This window comes from Microbacterium sp. NPDC090003, from assembly GCF_044748385.1.
GTDB lineage: Bacteria > Actinomycetota > Actinomycetes > Actinomycetales > Microbacteriaceae > Microbacterium.
Genome location: NZ_JBIVFW010000001.1, coordinates 695,582 through 717,184, shown reverse-complemented (window position 1 = coordinate 717,184; position 21,603 = coordinate 695,582). Strand labels below are relative to the sequence as shown.

Genomic DNA, 21,603 nt, shown 5'->3' with positions numbered 1-21,603 from the left:
AGTTGGAGAGAGATCATGAGCGAGCAGTCAGGGGCACCCGCGATGCAGTTCGGCATCATGTCGGTGAGCGACATCACGCGCGACCCCACCACCGGAGTGACGCCGAGCGAGCAGGAGCGCATCAAGGCGACGCTGGCGATCGCGAAGCACGCCGAAGAGGTCGGCCTCGACGTCTTCGCCGTCGGCGAGCACCACAACCCTCCGTTCTGGTCGTCCAGCCCCACCACGTTCCTCGCCGCCCTCGCGGCGCAGACCGAGCGGCTCATCGTCTCCACCTCGACGACGCTCATCACGACCAACGATCCCGTGCGCATCGCCGAGGAGTACGCGATGCTCCAGCACGTGTCCGACGGTCGGATGGACCTCATGCTCGGCCGCGGCAACACCGGTCCCGTCTATCCCTGGTTCGGCCAGGACATCCGCCAGGGTCTGCCCCTCGCGATCGAGAACTACGCGCTGCTGCACAAGCTGTGGCGCGAGGATGTCGTCGATTGGGAGGGCAAGTTCCGCACGCCGCTGCAGGGATTCACCTCCACCCCGCGCCCGCTCGACGGTATCGCGCCGTTCGTGTGGCACGGATCGATCCGCACTCCGGAGATCGCCGAGCAGGCCGCATACTACGGTGACGGCTTCTTCGCGAACAACATCTTCTGGCCCAAGGAGCACTACCAGCGTCTGATCGAGCTATATCGCCAGCGCTACGCCCACTACGGGCACGGCACGCCCGAGCAGGCGATCGTCGGCCTCGGCGGACAGGTCTTCATGGCGGCCAAGTCGCAGGACGCGGTGAACCAGTTCCGCCCCTACTTCGACAACGCGCCGGTCTACGGTCACGGTCCGAGCATGGAGGACTTCACCGAGATGACGCCGCTCACGGTCGGTTCGCCGCAGCAGGTCATCGATCGCTACGCCGGTATGCGCGATCACTACGGCGACTACCAGCGTCAGCTGTTCCTCATGGACCACGCGGGTCTGCCCCTCAAGACCGTCCTCGAGCAGCTCGACATCCTGGGTGGCGAGGTCGTGCCCGTCCTGCGCAAGGAGCTGGCGGAGAACCGTCCGGAATCGGTGCCGGATGCTCCGACCCACGCCGCGCGAGTGAAGGCGGAGTTCGGCGACGGGCCCACCCGTCAGGCCCGCCCCGGCGCCAACCGCGGAGACAACCTCACCGGCGACAGCCCCTACCAGGACACGCCGGCCCCCGCCGGTGCGTCGTTCGGCCTCGGCCGCAAGGAGGCGTGACATGACCACGCGTCGGATCGCCGTCGTCTCGGCCGGACTCTCGAACCCGTCGTCCACGCGGATGCTCGCGGATCGTCTCGCGGCCGAGACCGTGAAAGAACTCGCCGCTCGTGAGATCGAGGCGACGGTCGACGTGATCGAACTTCGCGACTACGCGCATGACATCACGAACAACCTGCTCACGGGATTCGCTCCGCCCGCCCTCGACACGGCGATCAACACGGTGGTGTCGGCGGATGCCCTCATCGCGGTGACACCGATCTTCTCGACGAGCTATTCGGGGCTCTTCAAGTCGTTCATCGACGTGCTCGACCCCGACGCGCTCACGGGAAAGCCGGTGCTCATCGGAGCGAATGCGGGCACGGCCCGTCACTCGCTCGCGATCGACTACGCGATCCGGCCGCTCTTCGCGTACCTGCACGCCGACGCGGTCTCGACCGGTGTGTTCGCGGCCTCGAGCGACTGGGGCGGCGCGGGTGACGACGTCGCCCCGCTCGCCAAGCGCGTCGAGAAAGGTGCGCGTGAGCTGGCCGACGTCATCGCGCGCCGCGAGGCGGCGGTGGCGACCGACCCGTTCGATCCCGCGACCTACCTGGGCGAGGGGCGCTCGTTCGGGCACATGCTCGGAGGTCTCGCCGGCGAGTGAACGGCGGGGCCTGCTCAGGCTCCGTCGCCTCGTCGCCACGTATATTCGGTCTCCGGTCGACCGCGGGCGCCATAGCGCGCCCCGCGGTCGGCGAGGCCCTCCATCGCGAGGTGTTCGAGGTACCTCCGGGCGGCGACGCGCGACATCCCCAGGTCGGCCGCGGCCTCGCTCGCCGAAATCGGTCCGCTGCGGCGGAGCGCGGCCGTCACCCGATCGAGCGAGGAGGGTGAGAGCCCCTTCGGCAGGGGAATGCTCCCGGTGGACCTCCCCAGCAGCGCGTCGATCTCGGCCTGGGTCGCTTCGCCGTCCGTCGCCCGCGCCGCCGCACGATGCGCGCCGTACTGCGTCAGCCGCTCCTGGAAGACGGAGAACGAGAACGGTTTGACGAGGTACTGGAAGACACCGAGCGCCGCCATCTGACGAACCGTCTCGGCGTCACGCACCGCGGTGATCGCGATGACGTCGACGGCGGCGGAGCGGGCGCGGAGGGTGCGGAGCACGTCGAGTCCGGAGCCGTCGGGCATCGTCACGTCGAGGAGCACGAGGTCGAATCCGTCCCCGTGTGGGCGATCCAGGATCGCCTGAACCGCGGCGCGTGCTCCGGTGCACTCGCCGGCGACCACGAACCCGTCGAGTCGTTCGATGTAGTTCCGGTGCAGCTCGAGTGTGAGGGCGTCGTCGTCGACGAGCAGCACGCGGATCATCGTCTGCCCCGCCCGCGCGCAGCCGGAAGGCTCACGTGGAAGGTGGTCGGATCGTGGCGGACCTCGATCCGACCACCGGCATCGAGGACGAGGGCGCGCACGAGCGTCAACCCGACCCCTCGCCCGGCGGCGCCGGCCTCCTTCGTCGAGAATCCGGAGGCGAAGATCTCGTCGCGCAGCAGAAGCGGTATGCCGGGGCCGCTGTCGGCCACGTCGAGCTCGATCCCGTCGTCCGCCGAACGACGCAGCGTGACCGACACCCATCTGTCGTCGGCATCCGTCACGGCATCCATCGCGTTGTCGATCAGGTTGCCCAGGACAGACACGCTGTCGACGGCGGACAACGGCGTGGGCGGGGTGTCGGGCGCGATGGTCATGCGCCAGTCGATCCCGCGCTCCTTCGCCTGAGACGCCTTGCCGAGCAGCAGTGCCCCCACGGTGGGATCGCCGTGCCGACGGGCGGTGACCTGATCCACCAGGGACTGGCTCTGCCGTGAGGTCTCGGTGAGGATCCCGATCGCCTCATCGACGCGCCCCAGCTCGAGCAGCGCGACAGCGGTGTGCATGCGGTTGCCGTGCTCGTGGGTCTGGGCGCGCAGCGCGTCGCCGAGCGTGCGGATCGACTCGTAGGACGACACAGCGTCTCTCACCTGACCCGGGGGCAGATCCCCGGCGATCCGTCGAGTGATCCGCCGTGCAGCCCACGCGCCGAGTGCCCCGGCCGATACCAGGGCGGCGGTGATGCCGAGGGAGAGCGGCAGGCGTCGCAACAGCGTCTCGCTGATGGTCTCTGTGGTGACGCCGGCGGCCACCCACCCGAGGAGGCTCCCGTCCGCGCCCGTCACCGGGACGATGGTGCGGACCGAGGGACCCAGCGTGCCGGTGAACTCTTCGGTGAGAGGCACCGGGCGATCGGGGATCGTGCCGAGGTAGGGTTTCCCGATCTCGTCGAGGTCGGGATGGGTCACGCGGAGCCCGCCTGCCGTCATGATCGTGATGAAGTCGAGGCCCGCGGCGTCGATGACCTCCAGCGCGTACGGCTCGAGCGTGCGCGTCGCGCGTTCCCGGTCCTCCTCCGCGAGCGACGACGAGACGACTGGCGATGCGGCGAGCGCGACGGCGGTGGACGCGGTCACCCGCTCTGCCTCCGCACGCGTCGCGCGCTGAGCCTCGACGACGAGGAACAGCGCCACCAGCGCGCCGATGACGAGGGCGGAGACCAGGAGGACGAGGAACACGCGGGACGCCGCGCTTCGGGCGGTGCGGGCGTGCGACATCGCGGCTCCCTTCGTCTGCGGTGGCGAATGTGACCAATACGACCACAAATGGCGCCGTCGTGCGAAGTCAGAGAGCGTGGGCACATCGCCGGCGACGACGCCGGTCCCGAACGACGACGTTCATCCCGAGGAGGAGCAATGGCCATCACGACCGGATTCACACTGCCCGGCTTTCACTGGAGGCGCGGCAAGCAGTCCTGGGACCGTCATACCTGGCTCTATGTGTCGGTGATCATCGCGGTCGTGCTCGGCGCACTCGTCGGGCTGATCTGGCCCGAGGTCGGGCAGAGTTTCGAACCACTCGGCAAAGGATTCGTGGCGCTGATCAAGATGATGATCGCCCCGATCATCTTCTGCACGATCGTCGTCGGGGTCGGGTCGATCGCCAAGGCCGCGACGGTCGGGAAGATCGGCGGGCTCGCGTTGCTGTACTTCATGGTGATGTCGACCTTCGCTCTGGCCATCGGGCTGGTCGTCGGCAACCTCATCCACCCCGGATCGGGCCTCGACATGGCCGGCGCGACGTACGACGCCGACACGGGAGAGGCGAAGAGCACGCAGGAGTTCATCCTCGGCATCATCCCGGCGACGTTCTTCTCGGCGTTCACCGGAGAGAGCGTGCTGCAGGTGCTCTTCATCGCCCTGCTCACAGGATTCGCTCTGCAGGGACTGGGCGACCGGGGCGCACCGATCATGGACGCGGTCAAGAACCTCCAGAAGGTCGTCTTCCGCATTCTCGGAATGATCCTCTGGCTGGCGCCGCTCGGCGCCTTCGGAGCGATCGCCGCGGTCGTCGGCAAGACGGGCATCTCGGCGATCTGGAGCCTCGGCATCCTGATGGTGGCGTTCTACATCACCTGCATCCTGTTCATCGTCGTCATCCTGGGCGTGCTGCTCTACGCCGTGACACGGGTCAACATCTTCCGGCTGATGAAGTACCTCGGCCGGGAGTACCTGCTGATCGTGGGCACGTCGTCGTCGGAGTCGGCCCTTCCGCGACTGATCGCGAAGATGGAGCACGTGGGGGTGTCGAAGCCCGTCGTCGGCATCACCGTACCCACCGGTTACTCGTTCAATCTCGACGGCACGGCCATCTACCTGACCATGGCGTCGCTGTTCATCGCGACCGGCATGGGGCAGCCGATGTCGATCGGGGAGCAGATCGGCCTGTTGGTGTTCATGATCATCGCGAGCAAGGGAGCGGCCGGGGTCACCGGCGCCGGACTCGCGACCCTGGCCGGGGGGCTGCAGGCCTACCGCCCCGACCTCGTCGACGGGGTGGGCGTGATCGTCGGCATCGACCGGTTCATGTCCGAGGGACGCGCTCTCACCAACTTCACCGGCAACGCAGTCGCGACGCTTCTGATCGGCACGTGGACGAAGCAGATCGATCGCGATCGCGTCGGTCGGGTGCTCAGGGGCGACCTGCCGTTCGACGAATCACTGCTGGACGGGGTCGATGAGCACGGGATGTCCGATGAACGAGAATCCGCCGACGTACAGGAGCTCAAGGAGTCGGCGCTCGCCGAGATGTCGGCGAAAGAGGAGCGCGCGCGTCGACGTTCGCTGCAGGGCTGACCCGAGGAGCGGACGAAGGATGCGGGAGCCGACGGCATGTCGGCTCCCGCATCGGTGGTCAACCGCTCTTGCGTCGGAACTCGCGCCGCGTCTGCGGGGCCGCGCCGCCGTGGACGGCGGAATCGCCATCCAGGTGCGACTCGCCCTGGCGGTGCTGCGCGTTCTTCTTCTCGAGCGCTTCCTTGAACTTGCGCTTCATCTCCTCGGAGGAGGAGGTGGCGCCTTCTTCGGTGCTCATGTCCGCCAGCCTAGGCCACCGGCGTCTCGTCCGGGAGGTCTCGCCTGCTGCGGCGCGTGATCAGGTCGATGAGCAGACCGAGGCCGACGGCCACGGCGATCGACACGGGGATCGCGACGATCGGCCCCCCGGGGAGGAGCGCGGCGACGGCAGCGCCGACCGAGGCCTGATACGCCGCCCATCCGAGCGCCGCCATGGTGACCAGGGCGAGGTAGCGGGGAGGATGCGCACGGGACGCTCCGGCGACGAGGTTGATCGCGAGGCGGGCGAACGGAACGAAACGCGCGGTGAAGAGGACGGTCGCCATCCCACCGTCCAGTCTGCGGCGGGCCCAGTCGAGCGCACGCCGGACGCGCGGCGCGCGCGTCCAGCGCCAGCGCTCGGTTCCGACGAAGCGCCCGATGAGGTAGCACGCGATGTCGCCGAGAGCGGCCGCGACTGCGGCGCAGGCGATGACGGCCCAGAGCGGCGGAGCGCCCGTCGAGACGGATGCTGCACCCAGGGCTGTCACGGCGACCTCTCCGGGGATCACCACCAGGAAGGCGTCACCGAACACGAGCAGGCACATGACTGCGAGCGCCCACGGGCCGTCGAGGACATCGGCGAGTACATCGGCGAGGAGATCGGTGGGCACGTCTTCAACGGTGCCCTCCGGCGGTGAACGGCAACTGAAATCCGGATAGCCGGTGACGGGCTTTCGTGCATCCGGTGAACATCTGGTGCGCTCCCCGCGAATCGGCCTCGGCCGCCGATCCCTGCCCGCATCCTGGGGGTGTGAGAGTCGCGATCGTGACAGAGTCCTTCCTTCCGCACATGAACGGTGTGACCGGATCCGTGGTGCAGATCCTGCGCCACCTCGAACGGCACGGGCACGACGCCCACGTCATCGCCCCCGCTGCGATCGGCATGCCGCAGATGATGCACGGCGCTCCGATCGACGCGATCCCGAGCGTCCCACTCCCGGGGTACCGCGACGTCCGGGTCGGCACCTCGCGGGCCTCGCGCCTGGCGGTCTCCCTCCGGCGCTTCCGGCCGGACGTCGTGCACCTGGCGTCGCCGTTCGCGCTGGGCTGGCGGGGCGTGCTCGCTGCGGAGCGGCTCGAGGTGGCATCCGTCGCGGCTTACCAGACCGACGTCGCGGCCTACACCGAGCGCTATCGCGTCGCGGCGACGACCGGAATCGCGCAGACGCACGTCGCTCGTCTGCACCGGCGCGCGACGCTGAACCTCGCCCCCTCGTCGGAGTCCGCCCGACAGCTCGAGAGCCTCGGAGTCGACCGGCTGCGCCGCTGGGGGAGAGGAGTCGACGCGGAACGCTTCCAGCCGGCGTGCCGTGACGAGAACCTGCGCGCCCGCTGGGGTGCCGAGGTCGTCATCGGCTACGTGGGCCGTCTCGCGCCGGAGAAGCAGGTCGAGGACCTCGTCGCCCTGCGTGCGATCGCCGGTGCGCGCCTCGTCGTCGTCGGAGACGGGCCGAGCAGGGCGCGCCTGCAGGAGAGGCTGCCGGATGCTGTCTTCCTCGGTCACCTCGACGGCGATGCGCTCGCCGCAGCCGTCGCCTCGTTCGACGTCTTCGTGCATCCCGGCGAGAGCGAGACATTCGGACAGACACTGCAGGAAGCGCACGCGAGCGGTGTGCCGGTGGTGGCCACCGGTCGCGGTGGGCCCCTCGACCTCGTCCGGATGGGGATCGACGGATGGCTCTACCGCCCGGGAGACCTCGACGACCTGCGGATGCGGGTGTCCGATCTGGTGGGCGACGCCCGCAAGCGCCGAGCATTCGGTGAGGCCGGCCGCGAGGCGGTGCGAGCGCGTTCCTGGGACAGCGTCTGCGGACGATTGGTCGAGCACTTCGAGGAGGCGCGCACGCTCCAGCGGGTCGATGTGTCGCTCCGCGCTCGCCGCAGCGTCCGACCCGAGACACCCCTGCCCGTCGTCCCCGCGCGATGGCAGAGATACATCGCCCTGGGGGACTCCCTGACGGAAGGGCTGTGCGATCCCGCGCCCGACGGCGCTCTGCGCGGATGGGCCGACCGCCTCGCCCTCCTGCTCGCCTCGCGGGGAGGGCTGCACTATGCCAACCTCGCCATCCGTTCCAAGCGGGTCGCCGACGTGTGCGGCCCTCAACTGGAGCGCGCTCTGGAACTCCGTCCCGATCTGGTCTCGGTGCTCGTCGGTGCCAACGACCTGGTGAAGCATCGTGTCGACATCCCCGCGCTCGCCGCAGAGCTCGAGCGTGCGATCGTGCGTCTGCGGGCGACGGGAGCCACGGTCGTCGTCGTGACGCCGTTCCTGCCGGGTCGGCGTGCCGCCGCGATCTACACAGCCCGGTTCGCGGCGTTCGCCACGGCGCTCAGCGGCATCGCCGCCCGCACGGGCGCGGTGCTGATCGACACCGACCTCCACCCGGCGCTGCGCGAGCGCGAGCACTGGGGGGAGGATCTGGTCCACCTCAGCAGCAGCGGCCACCGCTTCCTGGCGTATCGCGCGGGCGACATCCTCGGGGTTCCGCATGCCGAGGCTCTCGGAGCCCTCGACGCCGCACTGCACGAGCAGGTCGACATCGGTACCGGACTGTGGTGGTCCCGCCATGCCCTGCCCTGGGTCTGGCGGCGGCTCCACGGTCGCGCCGCGGGTGACGGCCGCGTCGCGAAGCACGACGACTACGTCTACCTCGGGCGCTCCACGGTGCAGCGCGGCGTACCGGCCGGACAGGGGTGAAATCGGGCGTTCCTGGTAGGGTTGGGGAGGCTGACCTGTGTCGGCCGGACAACTTCACATCGACTCATGGAGCGATCGGCGGAGGAGCTGGTCCCCTGTGGTGGGTTCCTCGGCAGACGTCATGTCGGGTGGCTTTCTACTGGTGGCCAGCGCAGGTGACATTCGCGAGAGTGCTCGCGCGCCCTTATCCTGCCGTTCCGCTCCTTCATGAACACGCTCGCGCGTCACACGGATTCGCGAGTCTAAACAAAGAAGGAGAGACCTCTTGGAAGGTCCTGAAATCACCGCCACCGAGGCCGTTCTCGACAACGGCCGCTTCGGCACCCGTACCATCCGCTTCGAGACCGGCCGCCTCGCGCAGCAGGCTCAGGGCGCAGTCGCCGCGTACCTCGACGGCGAGACGATGCTCCTCTCGGCGACCAGCGCGGGCAAGCACCCGCGTGAGGGCTTCGACTTCTTCCCGCTGACGGTCGACGTCGAGGAGCGCTCCTACGCCGCCGGCAAGATCCCCGGCTCGTTCTTCCGTCGCGAGGGCCGCCCCTCCACCGAGGCGATCCTGGTCTGCCGTCTGATCGACCGTCCGCTGCGTCCGTCGTTCGTCGACGGACTGCGCAACGAGGTCCAGATCGTCATCACCGTCCTCTCGATCGCCCCCGGAGAGTTCTACGATGCTCTCGCGATCAACGCGGCATCCGCGTCGACGCAGATCTCGGGTCTTCCGTTCTCCGGCCCCGTCGCCGGCGTGCGCCTCGCGTTCATCCCGGGCCAGGGCGAGCACGCCGACCAGTGGGTCGCGTTCCCGACGGCCGAGCAGGTCAGCGAAGCCGTGTTCGACCTCATCGTCGCCGGCCGCGTCGTCACCAAGGCCGACGGCACCGAAGACGTCGCGATCATGATGGTCGAGGCCGAGGCGACCGAGGGCAGCTGGAACCTCATCAAGGCGGGCGCCACCAAGCCCGACGAGGCCGTCGTCGCCCAGGGCCTCGAGGCGTCGAAGCCGTTCATCGCGCAGCTCGTCAAGGCTCAGGCCGAACTCGCCGCCACCGCCTCGAAGGAGCCGGGCGTGTACCCGGTCTTCCCCCCGTACTCGAGCGAGGTCTACGACTTCGTGGCCGGCCGCTCGTACGACGAACTGGTGAACGTTTACCAGATCGCCGACAAGCAGGAGCGCCAGGCGGCCGACGATGTGGTCAAGGACCGCGTCAAGGCAGAGCTGATCGCGGCGACCGAGGCGGGCGAGCTTCCCGCGGCGGCACCGCTCGAGTTCGGTGCAGCCTACAAGTCGGTCACCAAGACCATCGTCCGTGGCCGCATCCTCACCGAGAGCGTGCGTATGGACGGTCGCGGCCTGGCCGACATCCGTCCGCTCGACGCCGAGGTGCAGGTCATCCCGCGCGTGCACGGCTCCGCGATCTTCCAGCGCGGCGAGACCCAGATCATGGGCGTCACCACGCTGAACATGCTCAAGATGGAGCAGCAGATCGACTCGCTGTCGCCCACCACGAGCAAGCGCTACATGCACCACTACAACTTCCCGCCCTACTCGACCGGTGAGACCGGCCGCGTGGGCTCGCCGAAGCGTCGCGAGATCGGGCACGGCTTCCTCGCCGAGCGCGCACTCGTGCCGGTGCTGCCGAGCCGCGAGGAGTTCCCCTACGCGATCCGTCAGGTCTCGGAGGCGCTCAGCTCCAACGGTTCGACGTCGATGGGCTCGGTCTGCGCCTCGACGCTGTCGCTGCTGAACGCGGGTGTGCCGCTGCGCGCGCCCGTCGCCGGTATCGCGATGGGTCTCGTCTCCGACGAGGTCGACGGCGAGACGCGCTACGCCGCCCTCACCGACATCCTCGGTGCGGAGGACGCGCTCGGCGACATGGACTTCAAGGTCGCCGGTACGAGCGAGTTCGTCACGGCGATCCAGCTCGACACGAAGCTCGACGGCATCCCGTCGTCGGTGCTCGCAGGTGCGCTGACCCAGGCTCGCGACGCGCGTCTGACGATCCTCAACGTCCTCAACGCCGCGATCGACGCGCCCGACGAGATGGCGCCGACCGCGCCGCGCGTCATCAGCGTGCAGATCCCGGTCGACAAGATCGGCGAGCTGATCGGCCCGAAGGGCAAGACGATCAACGCGATCCAGGACGAGACCGGCGCGCAGATCTCGATCGAGGAGGACGGCACCGTCTACATCGGCGCGACCGACGGCCCCTCGGCCGAGGCCGCCCGTGCTCAGGTCAACGCGATCGCCAACCCGACCAACCCGGAGGTCGGCGAGCAGTTCCTCGGCACCGTCGTGAAGATCGCCACCTTCGGTGCGTTCGTCTCGCTGCTGCCCGGCAAGGACGGCCTGCTGCATGTCACCGAGGTGCGCAAGCTCGCCGGTGGCAAGCGCGTCGAGAACGTCGACGACGTGCTCTCGGTCGGTCAGAAGATCCTTGTGAAGATCACGAAGATCGACGACCGCGGAAAGCTCTCGCTCGAGCCCGTGATCGACGAGGCCCCCGCAGCCGACGCCGCTCCGGCCGAGGACGCCGCGGCCGAGTAATCGGTTCCGTACGACGGGGCCCGGTGCCTTCCCGCAGGGGAGGGCACCGGGCCCTCGTCGTTCTCGTGATCGAACCGTTATGGGAAGTTTGCCCGCCGTTCCGCGGATTGGTCGGCGAGTTCGCCGGTTTCGCATACCCTCGAAGTACGCACCGGGGGGTGCACGAATGCAGGTACGAAGATCGGATCGCACCGATCGACGTGGGGGTGAGAGTATGCGATTGTTCGGCGTAGGCGCAGGCGCCCCGGATGATCGCGCGCTCGCGCAGGGCGCCGAGCATCCGTCCGCCCCGATCCCGATCGTGGGTCCAGGGGTCGGTGAGACCATCCGTGTCCCGCTCGGTGAGACCGGGATCGAGACCTTCCCGCTCATGCTCGGTGCCGCCGAGTTCGGGTGGAACGTCGATCTCGAGACGAGTCACGGCATCCTCGATCGCTACATCGAGTTCGGCGGCAACGCCGTGCACACCGCCGACGGTTTCTCGGGCGGTCGCAGCGAGCACATCATCGGTCAGTGGTTGCGGTCCCGCGGGCTGCGCGACGAGGTCGTGCTGAGCGCGCGCATCGGTGCGCATGCGGACAACCCGGGGCTCGGGTCGGTCAATCTCGTGCGCGCGGTCGAGGGGTCGTTGACGCGTTTGGGCACCGAACGCATCGATGTGCTGTACCTCGACGCGACTCTCGACGCCACGACGAATCTCGAAGACACCCTCGCGACCGTGGAGTGGCTGGTCGACGCCGGCAAGGTGGCAGCCGTCGGCGCCTTCGGGTTCGCCCCGGAGCGACTGGTCGAGGCGCGCATCCTCGCCTCGGCGGGCTACCCGCGCATCGAAGTCGTCGACGCCCCGTACAACCTGATCCGCCGCCAGTGGTTCGAAGGCGATCTGCGCCTCGTCGCCGGTGCGCAGAACCTCGCGGTGACCCCGTCGCACGCGCTCGAGCACGGATTCCTCTCGGGACGTCACCGAAACAAGTCCGTCGCTTCTCGGGGAGTGCGGGGCGAACAGCTGCGGGGCAACCTCAACCGTCGCGGCATCCGCATCCTCCGCGCGCTCGATCAGATCGCGGAAGAGCTGAGCGTGCCCGTCGCCGCCGTCTCGATCGCCTGGTTGCTCGCTCAGAGGTCGATCGTCGCGCCGATCGTCAACACCTTCGCCGCCGAGCACGTCGACGAGCTCATGCAGGGGGCGGGCGTCGCGCTGTCGCGCGCCCAGCTCGCAGATCTCGCGCGAGCGGGGACCTGAGCGGCTCCACGCGACTGTCATATGCGTGGCATAGGGTGGAGTGAGAGTCCGGCAGATGCTGGCGATGAAGCGAGCGAGCAGTGACGCACTATATCTATCTGGTCAGACACGGTGAACATCAGGATGCCGAGCACGGCCTGGCCGACGGCCCCCTGTCTCCGCGCGGACAGCGCCAGGCCGAGCTGATCGCCGACCGCCTGGGCGGTCTCCCGCTCGATGCGGTCTGGCATTCCCCTCTGCTGCGGGCTAACGAGACGGCGCGTGCGATCGCGGGCCGGCTGCCCTCGGTGGACCCCAAGCCGACCTCGTTGCTGTTCGACTGCGTCCCGACCGGCATGACCGAGGAGACCCCGGCCGCATTCGAGCCGTTCTTCGGATCGATCACCGACGCGGAGATCGAGGCCGGCGGCGCACAGATGTCCGACGCCGTCAACGAGTTCCTCGTGCGCAAGACGGGCGAGGTGCACGAGGTGCTCATCACCCACAACTTCGTGATCTCGTGGTTCGTGCGCGAAGTGCTCGGAGCTCCCGAGTGGCGGTGGATGACGTTGAATCAGGCCCACTGCGGTCTCACGGTCATCGCTCAGAAGCAGGGCCGTCCGTGGACGCTGCTGAACCACAACGACACCGGACACCTGCCCATGGAGCTCCGCACGGGTATTCCCGACGCGATCCCCGTCTGAGTCGGCGGAAGTTACCGCGCGCCCCGGGCCGGGGCGCGCGGCGCCCGAAATAGACTGGGAACCATGACCACGCAGGTAGCAATCGTCGGTGGGACCGGCAAGCTCGGGGCGATCATCCACGCCGTCATCGACGACCTCGACGGGTTCGAGGTGAGCCGTGTCCTGTCCTCGTCGAGTGACCTCTCGGAGCTCGCGGGCGCTGACCTGGTGATCGATGCCTCGACGCCGCAGGTGAGCATCGACGTCGTACGCTCGGCGGTCGAGCACGGGCAGAACGTGCTCGTGGCCACGTCGGGCTGGTCGGCGGAGCGCATCGCGCTCGTGCGCCCTCTGGTCGAAGCCGCCGGCACGGCGGCGGTGTTCATTCCCAACTTCTCGCTCGGTTCGGTACTCGGGTCCGCTCTCGCCGCCGCGGCGGCACCGTTCTTCGACTCCGCCGAAATCGTCGAGGCGCATCGCGAGACGAAGATCGATTCGCCCAGCGGCACCGCCGTGCGCACCGCCGAACTCATCGCGGCCGCGCGCTCCGAGCAGGGGCCGGTGAGCGCCCCGCACGCCGATCAGCGGGCCCGCGGTCAGCAGGTCGGCAGCGTCCCGATCCACTCGCTCCGCCGTCCCGGTGTCATCGCGAAGCAGGAGGTGGTGCTTGCGGGCCCCGGCGAATCGCTGACATTCACGCACGACACGGTCGAGCCCGCCCTCGCCTATGCCCCCGGCATCCGCCTCGCCGTTCCGTTCACTCGCGACGCGTCGGGAGTCGTCGTCGGTCTCGAGAACATGATCGACATCGGCATCCGATCATGATCTCCCGCATCGGCGTCGGCGTGATGGCCCTGTGCCTCGCGCTCTACATCGTCGTGGTGGGCTATCGCGCCGTGCTGATGCTCGGCACCGGCGAGCCGATCGCGATCGCGATCGGCGTCGCTCTCCTCGTCATGCCGTTGATCGGCGCCTGGGCGCTGATCCGTGAGATGCAGTTCGGCTTCGCCGCAGACCGGCTCGGTCGTACGCTCGATGCCGAGGGCGGAATGCCGGAGGCGGAGACCGAACTGACTCCGAGCGGACGCATCGCGCGGGCGGATGCCGACCCGCTGATCGAGCGGTACGCCGCCGCAGCGGAGGCCGCACCCGAGGAGTGGCGCGAGCGGTTCCGGCTGGGCGTGGTGCAGGATGCGGCGGGGCGGCGCAAGGACGCCCGCGCGAGCATCCGCGAGGCGATCAGGCTCTCGCGCGGCTGATCGCCGTCGACTCAGGCGAGAGTGGCTTCGAGGGTGATGTCAATGCCGGCGAGCGCCTGCGAGACCGGGCATCCGGACTTCGCCTCTTCGGCGATCGCTCGAAACGCCTCGGCGGAGAGGCCGGGAACCACGGCGTTGACGTTGAGATGGCTGCCGGTGATGCCGACGCCCGGCTTGAAGGTGACGGAGGCGCTCGCGTCGACCCGCTCCGGCGGCGTGCCGTTCTCGCTCAGTGCGTGGGCGAGAGCCATGCTGAAGCATGACGCGTGCGCGGCGGCGATGAGCTCCTCCGGCGTGGTGGTGGTGTCGCTGCCCTCGCTGCGGGCCTTCCAGTCGATGGGGAAGGTGCCGAGCTTCGACGACGAGAACGCGACGGTGCCGGAGCCCTCCGCCAGTGATCCGGTCCAGGTGGTGGTCGCTTCGCTGGTGACGGGCATGATTCCTCCGGTTCTCGCACTGCGGATGCGCAGCGTCGCGTCATCGCCAGCCTAGCGAGCGGCGCTCTCCGGGGGAACGTGTCAGGCCGCGCGCGTGCGCCCGAGGAGCCCGGTGCGCTGGAGCAGCAGATAGAGCTGGCAGCCGAGGCACAGGCCGATCGCGGCGTTCAGGAACGCGGCGATGAAGGCGGCGGCGGTGGCGATCGGGAGAGCCCAGGGCACGCCGACGAGTTGGAGGACGAGACCGATCGCCACGACGAACAGGCCGACTCCCTGCGCGAAGCGGGGTGGGCGTGGGTCCTCGAGCTCGGTCGGGGGCGCGAGGCGCGGGCGGATAGCGCGGCGGAAGAGCACGCCCCAGGGAGCGGTCGCGGGGGACAGGATGCTCCAGAGGAAGAGCAGCGCGATCACCGCCGAGAGGAGGAAGGCGGGATCGAGTGCGCGCTCGGAGACCGATGCATCCGCGATCAGCCAGTCGCCCCCCGTGACGACCGTCGGCTGATAGGCGAACCAGCCGAACGTCGCCGCGCCCCGCGCCGTCGCGAGTCCGGTGAGACCGAGGAACGTCGCGATCAGAAGGAGCACGGCGGTGATCGTCGCTGCGAAACGCGGACCGCGGGGATCGATGCCGACGGGAGAGGACATGGATGCTCCTGACGTCGTCTCAGAGGGAGGCGAGGGCTTCGGTGAGGGCGCGCCGCTGCGGCACGCCATGGAATCGGGAACGCACGGCGCCGGAGTCGTCCACGAGGAACGTGGTGGGGGTCTGGAGCACGTGATAGCGCGAGGAGAGGTCGGGGCGATGGGTGAGGTCGACCTCGATGTGACGGAGGCCGTCGCCCTCCTCGGCGAAGGAGCGCAGCATCCGGCGGACCTGAGGGCAGCGTGCGCACATCTCGGTGCTGAACTGCACGAGTGTCGCTCTCGATCCGAGCTCGGCGGGAACGGCATCCTGCGCATCGAATCGCAGCGCTCCTCCCGCCCGCCGGCGTCCGTCCCGCCTCTTCGCGACGGCGCCGATCACGACGGCGGCCGCCACGAGCGCGGCGAGGAGCGCGAGGGCGACGACGGGAGACATGAATCGAGGGTACGGCGCCCGCGCGAGTGGAGGGGCCGATGTGTCCGACGATGACGGCAGCGGGCGAGTGCTCCTCCGCCCGTGTCGTGGTCCGGGAAGGTATTCTGGCTCTCATGAGCGCACCCGTCCCGACGCCGTACGAAGACCTCCTCCGCGACGTCCTCGAGAACGGAACGCACAAGTCCGATCGCACCGGAACGGGGACGACGAGCGTGTTCGGACGGCAGATCCGCTTCGACCTGTCGCAGGGCTTCCCGCTGATCACGACCAAGCGGGTGCACTTCAAGTCGATCGCCTACGAGTTGCTGTGGTTCCTGCGCGGGGAGTCGAACGTGCGATGGCTGCAGGAGAACGGCGTGACGATCTGGGACGAGTGGGCGGACGACGCCGGAGAGCTCGGCCCCGTCTACGGCGTGCAGTGGCGCTCGTGGCCGACTCCGGGCGGCGAGAGCATCGATCAACTGTCGGAGGTCATCGAACAGATCCGCCGCTCGCCGGACTCACGCCGTTTGATCGTGTCGGCCTGGAATCCTGCCGACATCCCCGACATGGCTCTCGCGCCCTGCCACGCGCTCTTCCAGTTCTACGTCGCCGACGGCAAGCTGTCGTGCCAGCTCTACCAGCGCAGTGCCGACATGTTCCTCGGCGTTCCGTTCAACATCGCCTCCTACGCGCTCCTCACCCTGATGATCGCCCAGCAACTCGGTCTCGAGCCCGGCGATTTCGTGTGGACGGGCGGTGACTGCCACATCTACGACAACCACATCGAGCAGGTGACCGAGCAGCTCACCCGCGACCCGTACCCGTACCCGACCCTGCGCTTCGCGCGCACGCCCGAGTCGATCTTCGATTACACCTTCGAGGACTTCGTCGTCGAGGACTATCAGCACCACGCCCCGATCCGCGCGGCGGTCGCGGTATGACCTGGGTCGGCCTGATCTGGGCGGAGGCGGCCGGGGGCGTCATCGGCGCCGAGGGCGGCATGCCGTGGCACGTGCCCGAGGACCTGGCGCACTTCAAAGAGGTCACCCTGGGTGCTCCGGTCGTGATGGGGCGCAAGACGTGGGACTCGCTCCCCGAGCGGTTCCGTCCGCTGGCCGGCCGGGAGAACATCGTCGTCACCCGCCAGCAGGACTGGGACGCAGAGGGGGCACGCCGAGCGGCGACGGTCGCCGAGGCGGTGCGCGGCCAGGACCGGGTCTGGATCATCGGGGGAGCCGAGATCTTCCGGCAGGTGATCGGCGACGCCGATCGGCTCGAGGTCACCGAGCTCGAGCTCGAGGTAGACGGTGACGCGTACGCTCCCGCGAAGACCGGGTGGCGCCTGGTCGACGAGGGGGAGTGGCTCACCTCCCGCACCGGTGTGCGCTACCGCTTCCTCGGATACGAGCGCTGATGCCCACCGCGCTGATCACCGGAGCGAGCGCCGGGCTCGGGGCCGAGTTCGCGCGCCAGCTCGCGCGGCGCCGCGCCGACCTCGTCCTGGTCGCTCGGTCGGAGGAGGCTCTGGCGTCGTTGGCGGCCGAGTTGCGCAGCGAGTTCGGCGTCGCCGTCGAGGTGCTTCCGGCCGATCTCGCGATCGAGGAGGGCGTCGAGCGGGTCGAGCAGCGACTCGAGGACGCGAACGACCCGATCGACCTGCTCGTGAACAACGCCGGGTTCGGGCTGCCGCTGCAGTTCGCCGACAACGACATCGCCGACGAGGTGCGCCACCTGCGAGTACACGTCGAGGCCTCGATGCGCCTCATGCACGCCGCGCTGCAGACCATGCGCGGTCGTGGAGGGCGCATCATCAACGTGGCCTCCGTGGCGGGATTCATCTCGCGGTCGACCTATTCCGCCTGCAAGGCGTGGCTCATCCAGTTCAGTCGGTGGGCCAACGCCGAATACGCGCGGGACGGGGTGAGTGTGACGGCGCTGTGCCCCGGGTTCACCCACACGAGCTTCCATGAGCGGATGGGCCTGGCCCCGGGGCATGAGGGTGTTCCATCGTTGATGTGGCTCGATGCGCGCGACGTGGTCCGAGAGGGACTTCGCGACGCCGCCCGCGAGAAGTCGGTGTCTGTTCCGTCGCTGCGGTACAAGGTGATCGTGGCGCTGACCGGTCTGCTTCCGCGGTCGGTCACGGCTGGGATCGCTCGGCGCGGACGGGTCTGACCATCCGGCTCAGCGGAACCGTCCCAGGCGGATGCCGGCCAGAGCGAGCGCACCGATCGTCTCGCCGTCCGTGATGCGTCCGTCGGCGATCATCGCGAGCGTATCGGCGAACGGCACCCAGGAGACCTGGTCGATACCCTCTTCGCGCTGACTCTCGGCGGCCGTCGCCGGGTCCATCGCCGTCAGCCCTCGGGCCAGGAAGACGTGCTCCGGAGCATCCGCGACGCCGTTGAGCGCGTTCATGACACCGAGCTCGCGCCAGTCGGATGCCGTGAATCCGGTCTCCTCGAGAAGTTCGCGTCGCGCGGCGACGAGGGGATCCTCGCCATCGCTACCGCCGGCGGGCACCTCGACGGAGGTCCCCGTGGTGTAGCGGTCGAGGGTGACCAGGCAGACGCGCTCCTCGTCGTCGAGCGCGACGACGAAGACGGCGGGATGCTGCATCCGCACGACCCCGTAGATGCCGTCGTCTCCGGCGGGGCCGGTGACTCTGTCCTCGCGTACTTCGATCCAGCGGTTGGCGTAGACGGTGTCGGACTCGTGCGTGACCCATGCCATGGCTTGAGCCTACGACGTGATCGTTGCCTAGGATCGGTGCATGGGATGGCTGTTCGGTCGGAAGAAGGCTCCGGAGAGCGCGGACGAGATGCTGCGCCGGTACAACGACGAGCAGGCGGCTCGTCTGGCCGCGCTGTCGGGGAATGCGGGAGCGGAGCAGGGTCCTGTTCCGAACGTGGGCGGGTCGAGTCTCGGCGAGCTCACGGTCGAGGACGTGTTCACGATCACCGGACGCGGCAAGGTCGCGACGGGGCGAGTGACCACGGGCAGGTTGCGCGTCGGCGACCGCGTGGTGATCATGCGCGACGGGACGCCACCGATGCCTGCGGAGATCGCGGCGATCGAGATGCTCCGCAAGAAGGCGAACGAGGCGAGCGTCGGTTCGACCGTCGGCATCCTGTTCCGGGATCGTCCCGACGTCGTGCGCGGCGACGTCATCCGGACGACCGCGTCCGCGTGAGGTCGGGCCGAGACGATACTCTGGTTGCATGACGCACTCGGGCAACCCTTTCGGACAGGTTCTCGTCGCGCTCGTCACTCCGATGACGGCCGACGGCGAAGTCGACTGGCCCGCCGTCGAGAAGCACATCGACGACGTCATCACCGCGGGTGCTGACGGTGTCGTCGTGACGGGCACGACCGGCGAGACCTCGACCCTGACGGACCCCGAGAAGCTCAAGCTCGTCGAGATCGGCAAGTCCGTCTCCGCCGGTCGCGCCAAGATCATCACGGGAGGCGGATCGAACGAGACCGCCCACGCGATCGAGCTGTACAAGGCGAGCGAGAAGGCCGGCGCCGACGGCATCATGATCGTCACGCCGTACTACAACAAGCCGACGCAGGCCGGCATCCTCACGCACTTCCGTCTGGTGGCCGATGCCACCGACCTGCCGGTGATCCTGTACGACATCCCCGGGCGCACCGGTGTGCCGATCAAGTACGAGACGCTCCTCCGCCTGGCGAAGCACCCGAACATCCTCGCGGTCAAGGACGCCAAGGGCGACTTCTCCGAGGTGAGCCGAGTGCTCAACCAGACCGACCTCATGTACTTCTCGGGTGACGACGCCAACGTTCTTCCGCACCTCGCCATCGGGGCGACGGGCCTGATCGGTGTGACCGCGAACATCACCGCGACTCCGTACCGCACGATCGTCGATGCGGTGAACCGTGGCGATCTCGCCACGGCGACCGCCGAGCACAAGCGCCTCGAGCCCCTCGTGCGCGCCGTGATGACCCACGTTCCCGGCACGGTCGCCGCCAAGTACATCCTCCACGGCCTCGGCCGGATCTCCAGTCCGCGCGTGCGTCTTCCGCTCGTCGGGCCGGAGGAGTGGGAGGCCGCACTCATCGAAGACGAGCTCGATCTCGTCGCCGGCGTCCCGGGCGCCGATTTCTCGAACTTCCGCCCCGACCGCAACGCGGCCGCGGGTGGTGCCCTGCCCAAGGTGCACGGCACGACGCGCTGAGTCGCGTCGCCATGAACGAACGGACGCGCCGAGTGTCCGACTGAGGAGACAGCATGTCCATTCCCCTGGCCGAACCGTCCGCACTCGACGAAGGAACGCTGCGGGTCATCCCGATCGGCGGTCTCGGCGAGATCGGTCGGAACATGACCATGTTCGAGTACGACGGCAAGATCCTGATCGTCGACTGCGGGGTGCTGTTCCCCGAGGAGCACCAGCCCGGTGTCGACCTGATCCTCCCTGACTTCGAGCCGATCCGCGATCGTCTCGACGACATCGTCGGCGTCGTGCTCACGCACGGGCACGAGGACCACATCGGGGCTGTTCCGTACCTCCTGCGCCTCAAGGGTGACATCCCTCTGATCGGATCGGGCCTGACCCTGGCTCTCGTCGAGGCGAAGCTCAAGGAACACCGCATCAAGGCGTTCACGCTGACGGTCAAGGAAGGCCAGCAGGAGAAGGTCGGCCCCTTCGATCTCGAGTTCGTCGCCGTGAACCACTCCATCCCCGATGCCCTGGCCGTCGCCATCCGTACGCCGGCGGGCATGGTGCTCGCCACCGGTGATTTCAAGATGGACCAGCTGCCGCTCGACGGTCGCATCACCGACCTCCGCGCGTTCTCGCGCCTGGGCGAGGAGGGCGTCGATCTCTTCCTGGTGGACTCGACCAACGCGGACGTGCCGGGCTTCACCCCCACCGAGCGTTCGATCGGCCCGGTGCTCGACCAGGTGATCGGCAAGGCGCCCCGGCGTGTGATCGTGGCCAGCTTCTCGAGTCACGTGCACCGGGTGCAGCAGGTCATCGACGCGGCGCACGCCCACGGGCGACGCGTGGCGTTCCTCGGCCGCAGCATGGTGCGCAACATGACCATCGCCGAGCAGCTCGGGTATCTGAAGGTGCCGGACGGCGTGCTCATCGACTTCAAGAAGGCGCGCGATCTCCCGGACGAGAAGATCGTCTACATGTCGACCGGTTCGCAGGGCGAGCCGATGGCGGTGCTCAGCCGCATGGCGAACATGGATCACGCGATCGAGGTCAGCGAGGGCGACACCGTCATCCTCGCCTCGAGCCTCATCCCGGGCAATGAGAACGCCGTGTACCGCGTGATCGACGGCCTCACCAAGCTCGGTGCGAACGTCGTGCACAAGGCGAACGCCCGCGTGCACGTCTCTGGACACGCCGCGGCGGGAGAGCTGCTCTACTGCTACAACATCCTCAAGCCCAAGAACGTGCTGCCGGTGCACGGCGAGTACCGTCACCTCATCGCGAACGCCAAGCTGGCGCAGGACACGGGAATCGCCGAGGAGCGCACGATCATCGCCTCCAACGGCACCGTCATCGACCTGCGCGACGGCGTGGCGTCGGTCGTCGGGCAGCTCGACCTCGGCTTCGTGTACGTCGACGGCTCGACGGTCGGCGAGATCACGGATGCCGATCTCAAGGACCGCCGGATCCTCGGCGAGGAGGGTTTCATCTCGGTCATCGTGGTGGTGGATGCCGCGACCGGGCGGATCATCTCCGGACCCGAGATCCACGCGCGCGGTGTCGCTGAGGACGACTCGGTCTTCGACGACGTGACGCCGAAGATCGTCGCCGCGCTCAAGGAGGCCTCCGGCAACGGCGTGCGCGACACCCACGCACTCTCCCAGGTCGTGCGCCGCACGATCGGCCGATGGGTCAACCAGCGTCTGCGTCGCCGTCCGATGATCGTCCCCCTCGTGATCGAGGCGTGATCAGCGGGATCGGCTGAAAGCCGCGTCGATACGCGGGAATGTCGGCCACGGGCCGTAACGTGAGG

Annotated in this window: 23 protein-coding genes; 15 read left to right on the top strand and 8 right to left on the bottom strand. The window is 68.6% G+C overall.

The annotated features are described in order from the left end of the window. Positions 1-15 precede the first annotated feature (15 nt). Together ACIPVN_RS03595 and ACIPVN_RS03590 are read left to right on the top strand one after the other, a co-directional pair. Entirely contained in the window at positions 16-1,242 is a 1,227-nt protein-coding gene (locus tag ACIPVN_RS03595) for an LLM class flavin-dependent oxidoreductase (RefSeq protein WP_247622727.1), read from the top strand. A 1-nt stretch (position 1,243) separates the two neighbouring features. Then, positions 1,244-1,888, top strand: a complete 645-nt coding sequence (locus ACIPVN_RS03590) for an FMN reductase (protein ID WP_400439551.1) — start codon at positions 1,244-1,246, stop codon at positions 1,886-1,888. 14 nt (positions 1,889-1,902) lie between these two features. Here ACIPVN_RS03590 and ACIPVN_RS03585 read toward each other — a convergent pair whose 3' ends face one another. Together ACIPVN_RS03585 and ACIPVN_RS03580 are read right to left on the bottom strand one after the other, a co-directional pair. Continuing rightward, positions 1,903-2,592 (bottom strand): response regulator, encoded by a 690-nt coding sequence (locus ACIPVN_RS03585; RefSeq protein ID WP_400439549.1) that lies wholly within the window; start codon positions 2,590-2,592, stop codon positions 1,903-1,905. After that, positions 2,589-3,869 carry an ATP-binding protein gene (locus tag ACIPVN_RS03580; RefSeq protein WP_400439546.1) on the bottom strand — a complete coding sequence of 427 codons (1,281 nt, stop codon included), beginning with the start codon at positions 3,867-3,869 and terminating at the stop codon, positions 2,589-2,591. Before ACIPVN_RS03580 ends, ACIPVN_RS03585 begins: the two co-directional genes overlap by 4 nt. Before the next feature lie 138 nt (positions 3,870-4,007). Here ACIPVN_RS03580 and ACIPVN_RS03575 point away from each other — a divergent pair, with 138 nt between their 5' ends. Beyond that, positions 4,008-5,447, top strand: a complete 1,440-nt coding sequence (locus ACIPVN_RS03575) for a cation:dicarboxylate symporter family transporter (protein ID WP_400439543.1) — start codon at positions 4,008-4,010, stop codon at positions 5,445-5,447. Positions 5,448-5,505: 58 nt separating this feature from the next. Here ACIPVN_RS03575 and ACIPVN_RS03570 read toward each other — a convergent pair whose 3' ends face one another. Both ACIPVN_RS03570 and ACIPVN_RS03565 read right to left on the bottom strand, forming a co-directional pair. Next, a complete protein-coding gene (locus tag ACIPVN_RS03570) occupies positions 5,506-5,685 on the bottom strand; it encodes a DUF5302 domain-containing protein (RefSeq protein ID WP_247622721.1) in 180 nt (59 codons plus the stop codon). A 10-nt stretch (positions 5,686-5,695) separates the two neighbouring features. Continuing rightward, the gene (locus ACIPVN_RS03565) at positions 5,696-6,319 is read right to left on the bottom strand and encodes a DedA family protein (RefSeq protein ID WP_400439539.1); all 624 of its coding nucleotides are present in this window, start codon (positions 6,317-6,319) and stop codon (positions 5,696-5,698) included. Positions 6,320-6,474: 155 nt separating this feature from the next. Here ACIPVN_RS03565 and ACIPVN_RS03560 point away from each other — a divergent pair, with 155 nt between their 5' ends. The 6 genes from ACIPVN_RS03560 (at position 6,475) to ACIPVN_RS03535 (ending at position 14,112) form a co-directional block, all read left to right on the top strand. Beyond that, the gene (locus ACIPVN_RS03560) at positions 6,475-8,406 is read left to right on the top strand and encodes a GDSL-type esterase/lipase family protein (RefSeq protein WP_400439536.1); all 1,932 of its coding nucleotides are present in this window, start codon (positions 6,475-6,477) and stop codon (positions 8,404-8,406) included. A gap of 265 nt (positions 8,407-8,671) precedes the next feature. Further along, positions 8,672-10,948 carry a polyribonucleotide nucleotidyltransferase gene (locus ACIPVN_RS03555; protein ID WP_400439533.1) on the top strand — a complete coding sequence of 759 codons (2,277 nt, stop codon included), beginning with the start codon at positions 8,672-8,674 and terminating at the stop codon, positions 10,946-10,948. 214 nt (positions 10,949-11,162) lie between these two features. Continuing rightward, complete coding sequence (locus ACIPVN_RS03550; RefSeq protein WP_400439530.1) at positions 11,163-12,191, top strand: aldo/keto reductase; 1,029 nt, start codon at positions 11,163-11,165, stop codon at positions 12,189-12,191. Between the two features lie 80 nt (positions 12,192-12,271). After that, on the top strand, positions 12,272-12,874 hold the full coding sequence (locus ACIPVN_RS03545; RefSeq protein ID WP_400439527.1) for a histidine phosphatase family protein: 603 nt from the start codon (positions 12,272-12,274) through the stop codon (positions 12,872-12,874). 63 nt (positions 12,875-12,937) lie between these two features. Then, complete coding sequence (dapB, locus tag ACIPVN_RS03540; protein ID WP_400439524.1) at positions 12,938-13,678, top strand: 4-hydroxy-tetrahydrodipicolinate reductase; 741 nt, start codon at positions 12,938-12,940, stop codon at positions 13,676-13,678. Continuing rightward, complete coding sequence (locus tag ACIPVN_RS03535; RefSeq protein ID WP_400439521.1) at positions 13,675-14,112, top strand: hypothetical protein; 438 nt, start codon at positions 13,675-13,677, stop codon at positions 14,110-14,112. Before dapB ends, ACIPVN_RS03535 begins: the two co-directional genes overlap by 4 nt. An 11-nt stretch (positions 14,113-14,123) precedes the next feature. Here the strand turns inward: ACIPVN_RS03535 and ACIPVN_RS03530 are convergent, their stop codons facing one another. The 3 genes from ACIPVN_RS03530 to ACIPVN_RS03520 all read right to left on the bottom strand — a co-directional run bounded on the left by ACIPVN_RS03530 (position 14,124) and on the right by ACIPVN_RS03520 (position 15,627). Continuing rightward, a complete protein-coding gene (locus ACIPVN_RS03530) occupies positions 14,124-14,549 on the bottom strand; it encodes an OsmC family peroxiredoxin (protein WP_400439519.1) in 426 nt (141 codons plus the stop codon). An 81-nt stretch (positions 14,550-14,630) separates the two neighbouring features. Continuing rightward, positions 14,631-15,194 (bottom strand): DUF4395 domain-containing protein, encoded by a 564-nt coding sequence (locus ACIPVN_RS03525; RefSeq protein WP_400439517.1) that lies wholly within the window; start codon positions 15,192-15,194, stop codon positions 14,631-14,633. Between the two features lie 19 nt (positions 15,195-15,213). Next, positions 15,214-15,627, bottom strand: coding sequence for a thioredoxin family protein (locus tag ACIPVN_RS03520; protein ID WP_400439514.1), 414 nt, complete (start codon positions 15,625-15,627; stop codon positions 15,214-15,216). A 113-nt stretch (positions 15,628-15,740) separates the two neighbouring features. Here ACIPVN_RS03520 and ACIPVN_RS03515 point away from each other — a divergent pair, with 113 nt between their 5' ends. The 3 genes from ACIPVN_RS03515 to ACIPVN_RS03505 are packed head-to-tail and all read left to right on the top strand — an operon-like array spanning position 15,741 to position 17,784. Further along, positions 15,741-16,550 (top strand): thymidylate synthase, encoded by an 810-nt coding sequence (locus ACIPVN_RS03515; protein WP_400439512.1) that lies wholly within the window; start codon positions 15,741-15,743, stop codon positions 16,548-16,550. Next, positions 16,547-17,023 carry a dihydrofolate reductase gene (locus ACIPVN_RS03510; RefSeq protein WP_400439509.1) on the top strand — a complete coding sequence of 159 codons (477 nt, stop codon included), beginning with the start codon at positions 16,547-16,549 and terminating at the stop codon, positions 17,021-17,023. Before ACIPVN_RS03515 ends, ACIPVN_RS03510 begins: the two co-directional genes overlap by 4 nt. Further along, on the top strand, positions 17,023-17,784 hold the full coding sequence (locus tag ACIPVN_RS03505; RefSeq protein WP_400439506.1) for an SDR family NAD(P)-dependent oxidoreductase: 762 nt from the start codon (positions 17,023-17,025) through the stop codon (positions 17,782-17,784). Before ACIPVN_RS03510 ends, ACIPVN_RS03505 begins: the two co-directional genes overlap by 1 nt. Before the next feature lie 9 nt (positions 17,785-17,793). Here ACIPVN_RS03505 and ACIPVN_RS03500 read toward each other — a convergent pair whose 3' ends face one another. Next, the gene (locus tag ACIPVN_RS03500; RefSeq protein ID WP_400439504.1) at positions 17,794-18,342 is read right to left on the bottom strand and encodes an NUDIX domain-containing protein; all 549 of its coding nucleotides are present in this window, start codon (positions 18,340-18,342) and stop codon (positions 17,794-17,796) included. Positions 18,343-18,382: 40 nt separating this feature from the next. Between ACIPVN_RS03500 and ACIPVN_RS03495 the strand changes: the two genes are divergently transcribed. The 3 genes from ACIPVN_RS03495 to ACIPVN_RS03485 are packed head-to-tail and all read left to right on the top strand — an operon-like array spanning position 18,383 to position 21,538. Further along, a complete protein-coding gene (locus ACIPVN_RS03495; protein WP_400439502.1) occupies positions 18,383-18,802 on the top strand; it encodes an EF-Tu/IF-2/RF-3 family GTPase in 420 nt (139 codons plus the stop codon). A gap of 28 nt (positions 18,803-18,830) precedes the next feature. Beyond that, positions 18,831-19,808 (top strand): 4-hydroxy-tetrahydrodipicolinate synthase, encoded by a 978-nt coding sequence (dapA, locus tag ACIPVN_RS03490; RefSeq protein WP_400439500.1) that lies wholly within the window; start codon positions 18,831-18,833, stop codon positions 19,806-19,808. A 53-nt stretch (positions 19,809-19,861) separates the two neighbouring features. After that, positions 19,862-21,538: a ribonuclease J gene (locus ACIPVN_RS03485; RefSeq protein ID WP_400439497.1), complete on the top strand. Its 1,677-nt coding sequence runs from the start codon at positions 19,862-19,864 to the stop codon at positions 21,536-21,538. Positions 21,539-21,603 lie beyond the last annotated feature (65 nt).